We start from the raw sequence: 14,487 nt of genomic DNA, 5'->3' as shown, positions 1-14,487 counted from the left end.
TGTTCAGGCTGGGTGTGTTCAAGCGGGCGGGGATCCGTGCCGGCTCACGGTCTTCAAGACCTGGGGCCCAACGATCTCCCGCCCGCTCCCATCCTGACACATCCCCAACACACAGGGGCCCAGCGCACAAGTCCGCCGCAGGCGGCTCAAGCGGAAACGGTGTCGGGGCATCGCCGGCTTTGCCGACTTTTCCCCTGGACCCCGGCTCGGCGCTCCGGCTGCGCCGTCGCTGGTCCGGGGCAAGAACGGCTTCCACCCCTTAAGCCCGCGCCCCGGCGATGCTAAAGCGGTCGCCGAACACCTCGCGCCGGAACCCTGCCATGACCACCCCTCCCCCCGCCGACCGCGAGGTCCGCCGCATCCTCACCCCCGATGGCGTCGAAATCGCCAGCACCGCCTTCGGCCCGCCCGAGGGCACGCCGGTGGTGTTCATCCATGGCTTCTCCCAGTCCGGCCTGTGCTGGAACCGGCAGACATCCAGCCCGGCGCTGGCCGGCCTGCGGCTCGTCACCTACGATTTTCGCGGCCATGGCGCCTCCGACCGTCCGTCCGATCCCGCCGCCTACCAGTCGGCGGAGGTGTGGGCGGGGGAGCTTGATGCGGTGATCCGCGGCTGGGGGCTGGAGCGGCCGGTGCTGGTCGGCTGGTCCTATGCCGGGCGCATCATCGGCGATTATCTGGCGGTGCATGGCACGGCGGGCATCGGCGGCATCGTGTTCGTGGATGCCGTGACCGCCAACGAGCGCCGCTTCTACGGCACTTGCAACCGGCTGATGCGCCTCATGTGCAGCACGGATGTGGAGGAGAACATCGCGGCCACCCGCACCTTTCTGCGCCGCTGCTTCGCCGCCCCCATCCCCCAGCCGCTGTTCGAGCAATTGCTGGCGGTGAACATGATGGTGCCGCAGCAGGTGCGCTCCGCCTTGTTCGGTCGGACGGCGGAGTATGAAGACCTGCTGAAGCGCCTCGACGTGCCGGTGCTGGTGGCGCAGGGCGCGCTGGACGAGGTGGTGGCCCCGGCCATGGCGGAACATATTGCCGGGACCATTCCCGGCGCCCGGCTGGACCTTTATGCGGGGGTCGGCCACGCCCCCTTCATCGAGGCGGCGGACCGCTTCAACACCACGCTTGCGGCCTTTGCTGCCGCTGCGGCAGCGACTTCAAGGATGGTAGCGCGTTAGGAGAAGACGGCTTCACACTCCCGTGGGACGGGAACCCGTTCGCCACAAAGCGGTTGCAGTCTTGTCCGTTTTGTGGCGACAAAGCGGTGTTGCCGACGTTTCCGGGCGTGCTCGATGGTCGTTCGCGCTCCGGTCCATCCGAGACGCAGAGCCATGATGAAGCTGAAATCGCTTGTTTTCGCAGGCATCGCCGCGCTGGTGGCGACGGGCTCGGCCAAGGCCGACGATCGCTACGACATCTTCAATTTCAACAAGTTCTTCGGCGGCGGCAATGTCGGCGTGGTGGGCAGCACTTCGCCCATCGGCCGACAGATGGTCTCCATCGACCCGAAATATGCGCCGGGCAACATCGTCATCATGACCTCGGAGCGCCGCCTTTATTATGTGACGGCGCGGGGCCAGGCCATCCGCTACGGCATCGGTGTCGGCCGCGACGGCTTCCGCTGGTCCGGCGTGAAGACGGTGAGCGCCAAGAAGGAATGGCCCTCCTGGACGCCCCCCTCCCAGATGCTGAAGCGCCGCCCCGATCTGCCCCGCTACATGCCCGGCGGCATCGACAACCCGCTCGGCGCCCGCGCCATGTATCTCGGCTCCAGCCTCTACCGCATCCACGGCTCCAACGAGCCGGAGACCATCGGGCAAGCGGTGTCGTCGGGCTGCTTCCGCATGACCAATGACGACGTGGTGGACCTCTACAACCGCGTGCGCGTGGGTGCGACCGTCTACGTGCTGCGCTGAGGCCCTTTTGAAACGAAAATGGCCCGGCCGTCGTGAGACAGCCGGGCCATTTAATTCAACGCTTGAGCGCGTCAGAGGGCGGCGAGGTTCGCAGCCTTGCTCTTGCCGCGGTTGTCCGGGACGACATCGAACGAGACCTTCTGGCCGTCGTTCAGGCTGTACATGCCGGAGCGCTCCACGTCGGAGATGTGGACGAACACGTCGGGGCCGCCCTCATCCTGAACGATGAAGCCGAAACCCTTCTGGGCGTTGAAAAACTTGACAGTACCCGTGGCCATGGAGGCCTCCTGTGGAAACGCTCTCCGGGAGTTTCCCGAAAAGCGCCGATCGTCCCGGCGACACGCGACCACAAAAGAGTCACGGCGCAACGGGACGCAGTTCAGGACAGGTTCGTACTTGGGGAAGGCTTTTGCGTCGCGGCCCGAAGGAAACGAAGAAGGCCGTCGACGAACTTGTCCGCTCGGCTCGCCCCTCCGCACATCCATGAAATGGAAAGCGGAGGAACGAACGCCCCATGCCTTGGTGCAATCTGCTCAGGCGGGATCGGAGTACATCCGTCCGTCTCCCGGAAGCGTCTGCGCTCAAAAGCGCGCCGCATCCATCGGCTGGGGTTGATGGGAAGATAGGGATCAATCGCGGCGGTTCAAGGGCGGCGGGCAAGATTTTTGCCCGCCGCTCCTGAACCTTTTGCCGAACCCACCCGATACCGGGGGTGAACGCCCACCGGCAAGGTGGTGAAACACCCCCGAACCGGGGCCGGACTATTTGCCTGCCGCCGCCTTCGCCACGAAGGTGCCGTCGAACGTCTTGGCGAGGTCGATCTTCGCCGCCTTCAGCTCAGGATCGAACTCCACCAACATGTTGAGGGCATTCTGCATGCCCTTTTCGGGGATGAGGCCGGTGCGCGAATAGATCGGCAGGGAGTTCTTGACCGCGTTGAGGTAGAGCGCCTTGTCCCCGAGCAGATATTCCTCCGGCACCACCGCCGCCACATCTTCCGGCGTGGCGGTCTTAAGCCATTGAAGCGCCTTGTAGAAAGCGTTCACGAGCTTCTGGGTGGTGACGGGATTCTGCTCCATGAAGTCGCGCTTCATGTAGAGCACGGCGGCCGGGTTCGCTCCGCCGAAGATCTTGTCGTTTCCGGCTTCCGTTCGGCTGTCCGCCAGAACAATCACGTCCCCGTCGTCCTCCAGCTTGGTAATGACCGGGTCGAGATTGGACATGGCGTCGATTTCGCCACGCTTCATCTGCGCCACAGCCGAGGCTCCACCACCGACACCGACGTAGGAGGCCTCATCCGGCTTCAGGCCATCTTTCGCCATCAGGAAATTGACGAAGAAATTCGTGGAGGAGCCCGGCGCGGTCACGCCGATCTTGGCCCCCTTCAGGTCCTTCACCGACTTGATCGGCCGATCCTTCCGCGCCACCAGGACGATCCCCGGGAAGCGGCCCAATTCGATAACGGAAACAATGTCCTGGCCCTTGGCCTGCATGCGGATGGTGTGCTCGTAAGCCCCCGTCACCACATCGATGGAACCGCCGATAAGTGCCTGCAAAGACTTGGCTCCGCCGCCGAAATCGTTGATGGCGACGTCCAGCCCCTCCTCCTTGAAGAAGCCCTTCCGCTCGGCGATCGTCAGCGGCAGATAATACAGCAGCGGCTTGCCGCCGACCCCGAGCGTGAGCTTCGGCTTCTCGATCTTGGCGGCCTGCTGGGCCGTCGCAGGAGCGGCGAAGGCGAGCGCGAGGGCGGCCACCGCGAGCTTGAGCATCTTCATGATTTTCCTCCCGTTTTTCTTCACGCCTGCGTCGCCGGCGCAGGGCGCCAGACGAGCAGGCGGTTCTCGATTGCGCTCACCACCGTGTCGATGATGATGACGAAGATGGAGAGCACCAGCATGCCCGAGAACACGCCGGTGACATCGAACACCCCTTCCGCCTGGTGGATGCGATAGCCAAGCCCCGCCGCCGAGCCGAGATATTCCCCCACCACCGCCCCCACCAGCGCAAAGCCAACCGCCGTGTGGAGCGAGGAGAACATCCAGGTGAGCGCGGAGGGCCAGAACACGTTCCGCATGAGCTGTCGCTCGCTCATCCCCAGCATCCGGGCGTTGGCGAGCAGCGTCGGGCTGACCTCCTTAACACCCTGATAGACATTGAAGAAAACGATGAAGAACACCAGCGTGACGCCCAGCGCCACCTTGGACCAGATGCCGAGCCCAAGCCACAAAGCGAAGATGGGCGCCAGCACCACGCGCGGCAGCGCATTGGCCATCTTCACATAAGGGTCGAACACCGCGGCGATCACCGCCTTGCGGGCGAACCAGAAGCCCACCAGCACCCCGCCGAAAGCGCCGATGGCGAAGGCGAGCATGGTCTCCAGCAGCGTGATGCCGAGGTGATACCAGATCACTCCCGTGTAAAAGTCCTTGAAGGTCCTCTCGAAAACAGCCAGCGGCGTCGAGAAGAAGAAGGGATCGAGCGGGTAGAAGGGCTTCGGCGAGAGCGCCGGAATCGAGACCTTCACCGTGGAGCCGAAATGCCAGATGGCGATCAGCACCACCGCCACCAGCACCTGCAGCGTGAACAGCGTGAAACGGTTGCGCATGGTTCAGCTCGCGACCTCGGACTGGCGATATCCCTTCACCACCTCATCCTTCAGCGCCGCCCAGATCTCGCGGTGAAGATGGTGGAAGGCGGGCTCCAGCCGCACGTCGATGTCACGCGGGCGGGGGATGGGCACGCGCCACTGGCCGATGATGCGCGAGGCCGGTCCGGCGCCCATGATGACCACCCGGTCGGCCAGCGAAATCGCCTCTTCAAGGTCATGGGTCACGAACATCACCGCCTTGCGGTCCTGGCTCCAGAGATCGAGCAGGAGGTTGCCCATGATCTGACGGGTCTGGGCGTCGAGCGGGCCGAACGGCTCATCCATGAGCAGGATCTTGGGGTCACGGATCAGCACCTGGGCAAGGCCCACGCGCTTCCTCTGCCCGCCGGACAATTGGTGGGGATAGCGATCGGCAAAGGCCGCGAGCCCCACGCGGGCTAGCCACTTACGGGCGCGGGCGCGCGCCTCGTCCGTGTCGGTGCCGGCGACCTCAAGGCCGATGGCCACGTTGTCGAGCGCCGTCTTCCACGGGAACAGGGCCTCGGCCTGGAAGAGATATCCGGCCGCGCGGTTGAGGCCGGAAAGGGGCGTGCCGTGGATGGTGACGGTGCCCGATGCCGGCTTCAGCAGGCCGGCAGTCGCATTCAGCAAGGTGGACTTGCCGCAGCCCGTAGGGCCGACGATGGCGACGAACTCGCCATCCGCAACCTCGAGATTGACGCCCTGCACCGCGACGAAGGGCGAAGCCGCACGGCTGGCGCCGGGGAAGGCGATGGAGATGTCGCGCAGCCCGACCGCGCATGCCTGAGCCATGCGGCCTCCCTGGACCACGCTGAAGGGTTGCACCACTGAACGTCTCCCGATCCCGCGCCCCGACCGCGCGTCCGGTTGGCCCGGATCAAGCGGACAAGGTAGCCCAGGGCGCGCGGGAGGCAAGGGTGGAGGATCGCCGGTGGAGCGAACCTCACCCCGGTCGCGAGAAGGTGAGGATTTCGCGCTTTCCGGCGTGGTTGGCGGGACCAACGATGCCTTCGGTCTCCATGCGCTCCATGAGGGAGGCGGCCTTGTTGTAGCCCACCTGCAAACGGCGCTGGATGTAGGAGGTGGAGGCCTTGCGATCACGCATGACAATGGCCACAGCCTGCTCGTAGAGGTCGCCGCCCGCATCGGCGATGCCGGAGCGGTCGAACACCGCCTCGTCATCGTCCTCGGCCACGGCATCCTCGTCCAGCACCACCTCGTCGATATAGTCCGGCCCGCCCTGGGCCTTGAGGAAGGCGACGACCTTCTCCACCTCGCCGTCGGAGACGAACGGGCCGTGGACGCGGCTGATGCGCCCGCCGCCGGCCATGAACAGCATGTCGCCCTGCCCCAGCAGCGTCTCCGCGCCCATCTCGCCGAGGATGGTGCGGCTGTCGATCTTGCTCGTCACCTGGAAGGAGATACGGGTGGGGAAATTGGCCTTGATGGTGCCGGTGATGACGTCCACGGAGGGCCGCTGCGTCGCCATCACGAGGTGGATGCCGGCGGCGCGGGCCATCTGGGCGAGGCGCTGGATGGCGCCTTCGATTTCCTTGCCCGCCACCATCATCAGGTCGGCCATCTCGTCCACGATGACGACGATGTAAGGCAGCGCGGTGAGGTCCATCTCCTGTTCCTCGAACAGGGCCTCCCCGGTCTCGCGATCGAACCCCACCTGGACGTTGCGGGTGATGATCTCAGCCCTGGCCGCCGCCTCGCGGACGCGGGCGTTGTAGCCGTCGATGTTGCGCACCGCGAGGCGGCTCATCTTGCGATAGCGCTCCTCCATCTCCTTCACCGCCCACTTCAGCGCGATGATCGCCTTCTTGGGGTCGGTGACGACGGGGGTGAGCAGATGCGGGATGCCCTCGTAGACCGAGAGTTCCAGCATCTTCGGGTCGATCATGATGAGCCGGCAGGCTTCCGGCGTGTGCCGGTAGAGCAGGCTCAGGATCATGGTGTTGATGGCCACCGACTTGCCGGAACCGGTGGTGCCGGCGACCAGCAGATGCGGCATCCGCGCGAGGTCGGCGATCACCGGCACGCCGCCGATGGTCTTGCCGAGACAGAGACCGAGCTTGGGATGGGCCTCGGCGAATTCGTGGCTCGCCAGAAGCTCGCGCAGCCACACGGTCTCGCGCCGCCGGTTGGGCAGCTCGATGCCGATGACGTTGCGCCCCTCCACCACCGCCACACGGGCGGAAACGGCGCTCATGGAGCGGGCGATGTCCGGCGACAGGCCGATGACGCGGGAGGACTTCACCCCCGGTGCCGGCTCGAACTCGTAGAGCGTGACGACCGGGCCGGGATTGGCGTCGATCACCTCGCCGCGCACGCCAAAATCGCGCAGCACCTGCTGCAGCATGGTGGAGGACTGGTCGAGGAATTCCTCGGACAGCTCATAGTCCGGCTCCACCACCGGCGGCTCGCGCAGCAGGTCGAGGGGCGGGAGGAAATAGGGGCCTTCCGTGCCCTCCGCAGCTGCGGGCGCGAGATCGGGCGGGAGGGTTGCAACGGCCTGCACCGGAACGGGGGCGACGGCATCCACCGCTGCAGGCACTGCTGCCGAGGTCGCGGGAGCGGACGTGGCAGCCGAATGCAGGGCACCGAAGAACTGGGCGCTGATGCTCTGCTGGTAGGGCCGCCAGGATGCGAACGCCTCACCCGAAAGGATCGGCGCGGCCGCGAGGGGTAATGCTTCGTCCTCGGCTTCGGCCTCGTCATCAGCCTGATCGTCGTCTTCAAGCGCGGCGGCGTCTTCCGCCTCGTCCTCGTCGAGTTCGGCGTCGATTTCCTCGTCTTCCTCGTCTTCCGTCAGCTCCGCGTCCTCGAAAGCATCGTCTTCGAGTTCGTCGTCTTCGAGGTCATCCTCCTCCAGCTCGGAGGAGAGCTCCGCGTCGTCCTCGTCCAGTTCGTCGTCGTCCTCGGAAAGGTCGACCTCATCGCCCTCCTCCTCGGCGTCGTCCGTGTCGCCGTCCAGTTCGGCGACCTCATCATCCTCGGAGTCCTCGTCCTCGAACGCGTCGTCCTCGAGCTCGTCATCCTCGAGTTCATCCTCCTCGGAGGCGGCCGCCTCTAAGACCTCGTCTTCGTCGAAGTCGGCAGCCTCCTCGGTATCGGACAGCGCCTCGAAAGCCGTGTCCTCGTTCTTCACAAGGTCGTCTTCCGCATCGACCGTCTCTGCGGGCGCCGGATCAAGGTCCTGCTCCCCGGCCGGAGCGGGCGGGGTGGCGGCGCGGCCGAGAACGACGAGGCGCAGCAGGCTCCAGAGGTGATCGGGGACATCAGCAGTGTCGACCTCCGAAGCCGCCTCGGCCACAGCCTGCGGCGCGGTGTCGGCTTCAAGGAGCACAGGCGCTGTCGTTTCAGTCAGAAACTCCTCGCCCGGGGCAGCCTCTGCAAGCGCGACCTCGGAAGCGGGAGCCTCGTAGGCCTCAGCTGTTTCTTCCTCGACGGGAGGAAGGACGACGGGAGCCGCCGTCACCTCTTCCGGCGCGGAGGCGGGCGCGGCGAAGGCGGTCTCCTCGGGGATATCCGCAAGCTTGGCGACGGGCTGTGCCACCGGCTGGACCACGTCGTCGGCCGGCTCGAACAGGAAGTGCCAGCCGCGGCTCGACCCCTGGGTCGTGACCGGGGTGGGGACCTGCGGCAAGACTGGCGGCAACGGGGTCGCGCCCGGCTCGCGGGGGCGCAGCAGATGGTCCGGGGTGCGGGTGAAGCGGGTGTTGGCGTCGAGGGTGAACGGCCGCAGCCAGCTCGGGACCAGCTCCAGGTCGATCCAGCTGTGGGTTTCGGCAGCCTCGAAGGCGCCGTCGTGGATGGCCGGGTCGTATTCCGGAATCCGCTCGTAGAACGAGGGCAGGCCACGTTCGGCGCCGGAATCGGCTGGTGGATCGAACGAGTCGTCCGGAGCGTAGGAAGGATACGCAAGAGGTCTCGGAGGACGGTTGAAGGAAGACATGGGAATCCGAAATCCGCAGCACCGGCGCCGTTTCGAGGACACTAGGGCGGGGGCGTTAAGGGGAGGTTTGCGCCTCACAACAACGGTTTCAGGATACCTTGTCTGTGAATCATGGGGACAAGACCGCGCCGCTTCACCTGCCTGCGAAGGGCTCGCTCCAGCCCCCGCAGGCCCTGCTGCCGGACCTCCATACGGTTGACATTCCGCCCTCCCGGAGTCCTTTTAAAGAGAACAAAATAGGAACATTGGTCCTTCATCCATGCACCCCGAGCAGGCTCCCCGCGAGGATCTGGCGGCCCTTCGCCGCCGCATCGTCGAGATGGAACGGCTGTCCGGCCCTCCGGACGGTCCTGCCCGGCCGCGCCTGTCCCTTGGGGGGCCGCTGGACGAGGCGTTGGGGGGTGGCCTCGCCCGCGATGCGCTGCACGAGGCTTTTCCGGCGGAGAAGGGCAATGCCGCCGCCGTGCTCGGTTTCGCCCTCGCGCTCGCGGCCGGCACCCGCAAGCCGGTGCTGTGGGTGCGGCAGGATATGGCGGCGCTGGAGGGCGGCGACATCTACGGCCCCGGCTGCGCTGCCTTCGGGCTCGATCCGTCCCGCCTGATCCTGGTGGCCGCAGCAGACGCCGCCGACACGCTGGGCGCCGCAGAGGAAGCCCTTGGCCATGGCGCCCTCGGGCTGGTGGTGGCCGAGCCCTGGGGATCCCCGCGCCTCATCGATCTCACCGCCACCCGCCGCCTCGCCTTGCGCAGCGAGCGCTCCGGTGTGCCGTCCCTCCTACTGCGGCCGGGGGCGGACCCCGGTCCCTCCGCTGCCGCCACCCGCTGGCGGGTCGCCGCGGCCCCCTCCCGGGTGGCCGGGGATGTGCCGGCCTTCTGCCTCGGCCCACCCGCCTTCGCGCTGGAAATCGAGCGCAACCGCCTCGGACCCCCCGGCCGCTTCACCGTGGAATGGAATGCCCATGCCCGACGCTTCGCCCCGGCGCCTCGCCGCGCTCTTCCTGCCGCGCCTGCCGACCGACCGGTTGCACCGCAGCCGGCGGGGACGTCGCATGTCGTCGGCTGGCGACGCACCGGCTGACCCGCCTCTGGTCACGGTGGAGGTGAAGGCCAATGCCCGCCGCCTCGCCGCGGTGGACGCCGCCGCGGCCCGCCTCGGCCTCCATCCCGGCCTCACGCTGGCGGATGCGCAGGCCCGCGTACCGAAGATCGAGGCGGTGGAGGCGGATGCGGCGGCGGACACGGCGCTGCTCGCCGCTATCGCCTCGTGGTGCGAGCGCTGGACGCCCTTCGTCGCCGTGTCCGGGCCGGACGGCATCGTCCTCGACATCACCGGCTGCGCCCATCTGTTCGGTGGCGAGGCGGCCCTACTGTCTGCCATGACGGAGCGCCTGGTCGCCACCGGTCTCACCGCCTGCGGGGCTGTGGCTGGCACCGCTCGAGCTGCCCTCGCCCTCGCCCGCTGGAGGCCGGGTCGGGTGGTGCTGGCGGGAGGCGAACGGGAGGCCGTGGCGCCTTTGCCGGTGGAGGCACTCGGCCTGGATGCGGAGGCGGCGCGCAGCCTTTCCTATCTCGGGCTGGTGCGCATCGGCGACATCGCCGGCAAGCCCCGCGCGGCCCTCGCCGCCCGCTTCGGCAGCGCCCTGGTGGAGCGGCTGGACGAGTTGTGCGGCGCCGCCTCTCCGCCCATTTCCCCGCTCAATCCCCTGCCCGTCTATGTGGCGGAGCGGCGCTTCGCCGAGCCCATGGGCGACGAGGCGACCGCGCGCGCCGTGCTCGCCGACCTCGCCCGCGACCTTACCGGCGTGCTGGAGCGGCATGGCGAGGGCGGACGGCGCTTCGAGGCTGCCTTCTTTCGCAGCGACGGCGCGGTGCGGCGGGTGGCGGCTGGCACGGCTGCGCCACTGCGCGACGGCGCGCGCCTCGCCGCCCTGTTCCGCGAGCGGCTGGAGGCGCTGGCCGACCCGCTCGATCCCGGCTTCGGTTATGACGTGATCCGCCTGTCCGTCACCGCCGCCGAGCCGCTCACCGCCACCCAATCCGGCTTCGACGCCGAGCCGGACGGCGCAGGGCTCGACCAGCTGGTGGACATTCTCTCCGCCCGGCTCGGACCGCGCCGCGTCACCTGCCTTGCCGCGCTGGACAGCCATATTCCCGAGCGCGCCGCCGTGCGGGTGCCAGCGCAAAAGGCGTGGCGCAGCCGGGAAGCACGCGCCCACACCTCTCTGGCGCACGACTGGGCCGAGCCGACCGCCGCCGGTGCGCCCCTCGCCCGCCCGCCGGCCTTGTTTCCCGCGCCCGAGCCAGTGGAGACGCTGGCCGAGGTGCCGGACGGCCCGCCTTTGCGCTTCCGCTGGCGGCGGGTGCTGCACGAGGTGACGCGGGCCGAGGGGCCGGAGCGCATCGCGCCGGAATGGTGGACCGTCCTCGATGGCAACCGGCCGGGTCTCACCCGCGACTATTTCCGCGTGGAGGACACTGAAGGTCGCCGCTTCTGGCTCTATCGCGAAGGCACCTACGGACGGGAGACGTCGGCGCCCCGCTGGTTCCTGCACGGGCTGTTCCCGTGAGCGCACCCTTCTATGCGGAGCTGGCGACGGCCTCGCATTTCTCCTTCCTGCGCGGGGCGAGCGCGCCGGCCCATTTGGTGCGCACCGCCGTCGCTCTCGGTCTCGACGGTCTCGGCATCGCCGACCGCAATACGGTGGCCGGTGTGGTGCGGGCCTATAGCGCCCTGGAGGACCTGCGCGCCCTCGACGAGAATCTGGAAGCAGACGATCCCGAGGCGGAGGCCAAGCGCGCCGTCGCCACCCGTGCCCGCACTTTCCGGCTGGTGACGGGCGCACGGCTCATCTTCTCCGACCGCACGGCGGATATCATCGCCTATCCCTCGACCCGCGCCGGCTGGGGCCGGCTCTGCCGTCTCCTGACCACCGGCAACCGGCGGGCGAAGAAGGGCGACTGCCACCTTTCCCTCGCCGACCTCCTCGCCGACGCGCGCGACCTGATGCTCATCGTGCTGCCAGGCGAAGACGGAAGCGATCTTCCGCCCCTCCTCTCCCGCCTCGCCGAGGCCGCCCCCGGGGCAGTGTGGCTTGGCGCCGACATGCCCTTCCATGGCGCCGACCGCCGCCGCTTGGCCGCGCTGAAATCCGTCGCCCACGCCGCGGGCGTGCCTCTGCTGGCGATGAACGAGGTGCTGTGTGCGACGCCCGAGGAGCGCGACCTGCAGGATATTCTCACCTGCGTGCGCGAGGGCACCACCATCGCCGAGGCCGGGCGGCGGCTCATGGCGAATGCCGAGCGCCACCTCAAGCCTGCCGCCGAGATGGCCCGCCTGTTCCGCGACGCCCCCGAGGCGGTGGCGGAAAGCGCGTCCCTCCTCGCCCGCATCGACTTCACCCTCAAGGAGCTGAAATACGACTATCCCGAGGAGCCGGTGCCCCCCGGCTGGACGCCGCAGGCGTGGCTTGAGGAACTGACCTGGCGCTGTGCCGCCGTGCGCTATCCCGAAGGGGTGCCGGAGAAGGTGGAAAAGCTGCTGAGGGACGAGCTGGCCCTCATCCGCAAGCTCGAGTACGCGCCTTACTTTCTCACCATCCACGACATCGTGCGCTTCGCCGAGAGCCAGGGCATCCTCTGCCAGGGGCGGGGCTCGGCGGCGAACTCCGCCGTTTGCTACGTGCTCGGCATCACCGCCGTGGACCCCGCCGACAACGATCTTCTCTTCGCGCGCTTCATCTCCGAGGAACGGCGCGAGCCGCCCGACATCGACGTGGATTTCGAGCACGCGCGGCGCGAAGAGGTGATCCAGCACATCTACGAGAAATACGGCCGCCACCGCGCCGGCATCGTCGCCACCGTCATCCACTACCGGCCGCGCAGCGCCATCCGCGACGTGGGCAAGGCCCTCGGGCTGACCGAGGACGTCACGGCGCGCCTCGCCTCCACCCAGTGGGGCAGTTGGGGGCGGGACATTTCCGACGCGCATATCCGGGAGGCGGGGCTCGACCCGTCAAATCCCTTCATCCGCCGCGCGGTGGAGCTGGCCGGCCGGCTGATGGGCGCGCCGCGCCACCTCTCCCAGCATGTGGGCGGCTTCGTGCTGGCCCGTGAGCGGCTGGATGACACGGTGCCCATCGGCAACGCCGCCATGGCGGACCGCACCTTCATCGAATGGGACAAGGACGACATCGACGTGCTCGGCCTGATGAAGGTGGATGTCCTGGCGCTCGGCATGCTCACCTGCATCCGGAAGGCGCTCGACCTGATGCGCGAGCACGAGGGCATCGACTGGGGTCTTGCCGACGTGCCAAGCGGGCAGGCGGACGTCTACGCCATGCTCCAGCGCGGGGATTCCATCGGCGTGTTCCAGGTGGAGAGCCGGGCGCAGATCAACATGCTGCCGCGCCTGAAGCCGAAGGAATTCTACGACCTCGTCATCCAGGTGGCCATCGTACGGCCGGGACCGATCCAGGGCGACATGGTCCACCCCTATCTGAGGCGCCGCAACGGGCTGGAGGCGGTGGACTACCCCTCCCCCGCCCCGCATCTCGGCGACAAGGACGAACTGCGCGACGTCCTCCACAAAACGCTCGGCGTGCCGCTGTTTCAGGAGCAGGCCATGAAGCTTGCCATGGTCGCCGCCCGTTTCTCCGATGTGGAAGCCAACAAGCTGCGCCGGGCCATGGCCACCTTCCGCAACCTCGGCACCATCCACGAATTCGAGAGCCTGATGGTGGAGCGCATGGTGGCGCGCGGCTACAAGCGGGAATTTGCTGCGCGGTGCTTCGAGCAGATCAAGGGCTTCGGCAGCTACGGCTTTCCCGAGAGCCACGCCGCCTCCTTCGCCAAGCTCGTCTACATCTCTTCCTACATCAAGTGCCGCCACCCGGCCGCCTTTGCCTGCGCGCTGCTCAACGCCCAGCCCATGGGCTTCTACGCCCCGGCGCAGATTGTGCGGGATGCCCGCGAGCACGGCGTGGAGGTGCGCCCGATCGACGTCAATTTCAGCCATCACGACAACACGCTGGAACACCGCGACGATGGCACCCTCGCCCTGCGTCTCGGCTTCCGGCAGGTGGATGGCTTTCACGAGGACTGGGGCGGGCGCCTCGCCGCCGCCCGCGCCATTCCCTTCGCAAGCATCGAGGACCTCGCGCGCCGTGCCCGCCTGCCCACCCGCGCGGTGAAACTGCTCGCCGATGCGGATGCCTTCCGCTCCATGGGCCTCGACCGCCGCGCGGCGCTGTGGCACGCCCGCCGCCTGCCGGACGACGACGCCCTGCCCCTGTTCGCGGCGGCGGACGCCCGTGAGTTGGGCGTTGAAGAGGAGGTGACGCTGCCGCGCATGGCGCGGTCGGAGCACATCGTCGCCGACTACCAGACGGTGCGCCTCTCCCTGAAGGGGCATCCCATGGGCGAACTGCGCGAGCATTTCCGGAAAGAACGCATTCTTTCCTGCGTCGAGGCATCAGCGCTGAAGGACGGCGCCTTTGCCCGTACCGCCGGCGTGGTGCTGGTGCGCCAGCGGCCGGGTAACGGCAAGGCCATCTTCATCACCATCGAGGATGAGACCGGCATCACCAACATCGTCCTGTGGGAGCGGACGCTGGAGCGCTTCCGCCGCGAGGTGATGGGCGCGCGCCTGCTTTTGGTGGAAGGACGCGTCCAGAAGAGCCCGGAGGGGGTGGTCCACCTCATGGCCCAGCGCCTCACCGACCGCACCGCCGACCTCGCCTTGCTCTCCCGGGTGCGGCAGCCGCGGATGGAGGTGGCGCGGGCCGACGAGTTCGCACACCCCCAGCATCCGCGCAAGCATCCCCGTGACGTAAGGGTACTGCCCAAGTCCAGAGACTTTCACTGAGCGTGCCGGCCGCCATGCCGCAGAGGTATCCAGCAGCCCAAGTCCGTAAGCGGGCAGGCGAAAACCCGATAAATCGGGCAAAAAAGGCACGAGGGCCCCGCGCACTTCACGA

Annotated in this window: 10 protein-coding genes; 5 read left to right on the top strand and 5 right to left on the bottom strand. The window is 67.8% G+C overall.

Annotated elements, in window-relative coordinates:
• The first annotated feature begins 320 nt into the window (after positions 1-320).
• Both EJ105_RS11205 and EJ105_RS11200 read left to right on the top strand, forming a co-directional pair.
• Positions 321-1,181, top strand: coding sequence for an alpha/beta fold hydrolase (locus tag EJ105_RS11205; protein WP_250166386.1), 861 nt, complete (start codon positions 321-323; stop codon positions 1,179-1,181).
• A gap of 153 nt (positions 1,182-1,334) precedes the next feature.
• The gene (locus EJ105_RS11200) at positions 1,335-1,919 is read left to right on the top strand and encodes a L,D-transpeptidase (protein ID WP_029559075.1); all 585 of its coding nucleotides are present in this window, start codon (positions 1,335-1,337) and stop codon (positions 1,917-1,919) included.
• Between the two features lie 71 nt (positions 1,920-1,990).
• On the opposite strand, the gene EJ105_RS11195 is transcribed toward EJ105_RS11200, so the two are convergent.
• The 5 genes from EJ105_RS11195 to EJ105_RS11175 form a co-directional block, all read right to left on the bottom strand.
• Positions 1,991-2,197 (bottom strand): cold-shock protein, encoded by a 207-nt coding sequence (locus tag EJ105_RS11195; protein ID WP_024278308.1) that lies wholly within the window; start codon positions 2,195-2,197, stop codon positions 1,991-1,993.
• 483 nt (positions 2,198-2,680) lie between these two features.
• Positions 2,681-3,697 carry an ABC transporter substrate-binding protein gene (locus EJ105_RS11190; protein WP_250166385.1) on the bottom strand — a complete coding sequence of 339 codons (1,017 nt, stop codon included), beginning with the start codon at positions 3,695-3,697 and terminating at the stop codon, positions 2,681-2,683.
• A gap of 20 nt (positions 3,698-3,717) precedes the next feature.
• Positions 3,718-4,527: an ABC transporter permease gene (locus EJ105_RS11185; protein WP_029559078.1), complete on the bottom strand. Its 810-nt coding sequence runs from the start codon at positions 4,525-4,527 to the stop codon at positions 3,718-3,720.
• A gap of 3 nt (positions 4,528-4,530) precedes the next feature.
• Positions 4,531-5,343, bottom strand: coding sequence for an ABC transporter ATP-binding protein (locus EJ105_RS11180; RefSeq protein WP_250166384.1), 813 nt, complete (start codon positions 5,341-5,343; stop codon positions 4,531-4,533).
• Between the two features lie 151 nt (positions 5,344-5,494).
• Positions 5,495-8,512: a DNA translocase FtsK gene (locus EJ105_RS11175; protein ID WP_250166383.1), complete on the bottom strand. Its 3,018-nt coding sequence runs from the start codon at positions 8,510-8,512 to the stop codon at positions 5,495-5,497.
• A 259-nt stretch (positions 8,513-8,771) separates the two neighbouring features.
• Here EJ105_RS11175 and EJ105_RS11170 point away from each other — a divergent pair, with 259 nt between their 5' ends.
• From EJ105_RS11170 to EJ105_RS11160, 3 genes are read left to right on the top strand one after another with little or no spacing between them, the layout of a single operon-like run.
• Positions 8,772-9,590, top strand: coding sequence for an ImuA family protein (locus EJ105_RS11170; protein ID WP_250166382.1), 819 nt, complete (start codon positions 8,772-8,774; stop codon positions 9,588-9,590).
• Complete coding sequence (locus tag EJ105_RS11165) at positions 9,562-11,079, top strand: DNA polymerase Y family protein (protein ID WP_250166381.1); 1,518 nt, start codon at positions 9,562-9,564, stop codon at positions 11,077-11,079. The genes EJ105_RS11170 and EJ105_RS11165 overlap by 29 nt, the downstream gene beginning before the upstream one ends.
• The gene (locus tag EJ105_RS11160) at positions 11,076-14,375 is read left to right on the top strand and encodes an error-prone DNA polymerase (protein WP_250166380.1); all 3,300 of its coding nucleotides are present in this window, start codon (positions 11,076-11,078) and stop codon (positions 14,373-14,375) included. Before EJ105_RS11165 ends, EJ105_RS11160 begins: the two co-directional genes overlap by 4 nt.
• Positions 14,376-14,487: the final 112 nt, after the last annotated feature.

The organism is Xanthobacter aminoxidans (assembly GCF_023571765.1).
Taxonomy (GTDB): Bacteria; Pseudomonadota; Alphaproteobacteria; order Rhizobiales; family Xanthobacteraceae; genus Xanthobacter; species Xanthobacter aminoxidans.
Note: the sequence above shows the minus strand (reverse complement) of the source record. Positions and strands in the feature narration are given on the sequence as shown.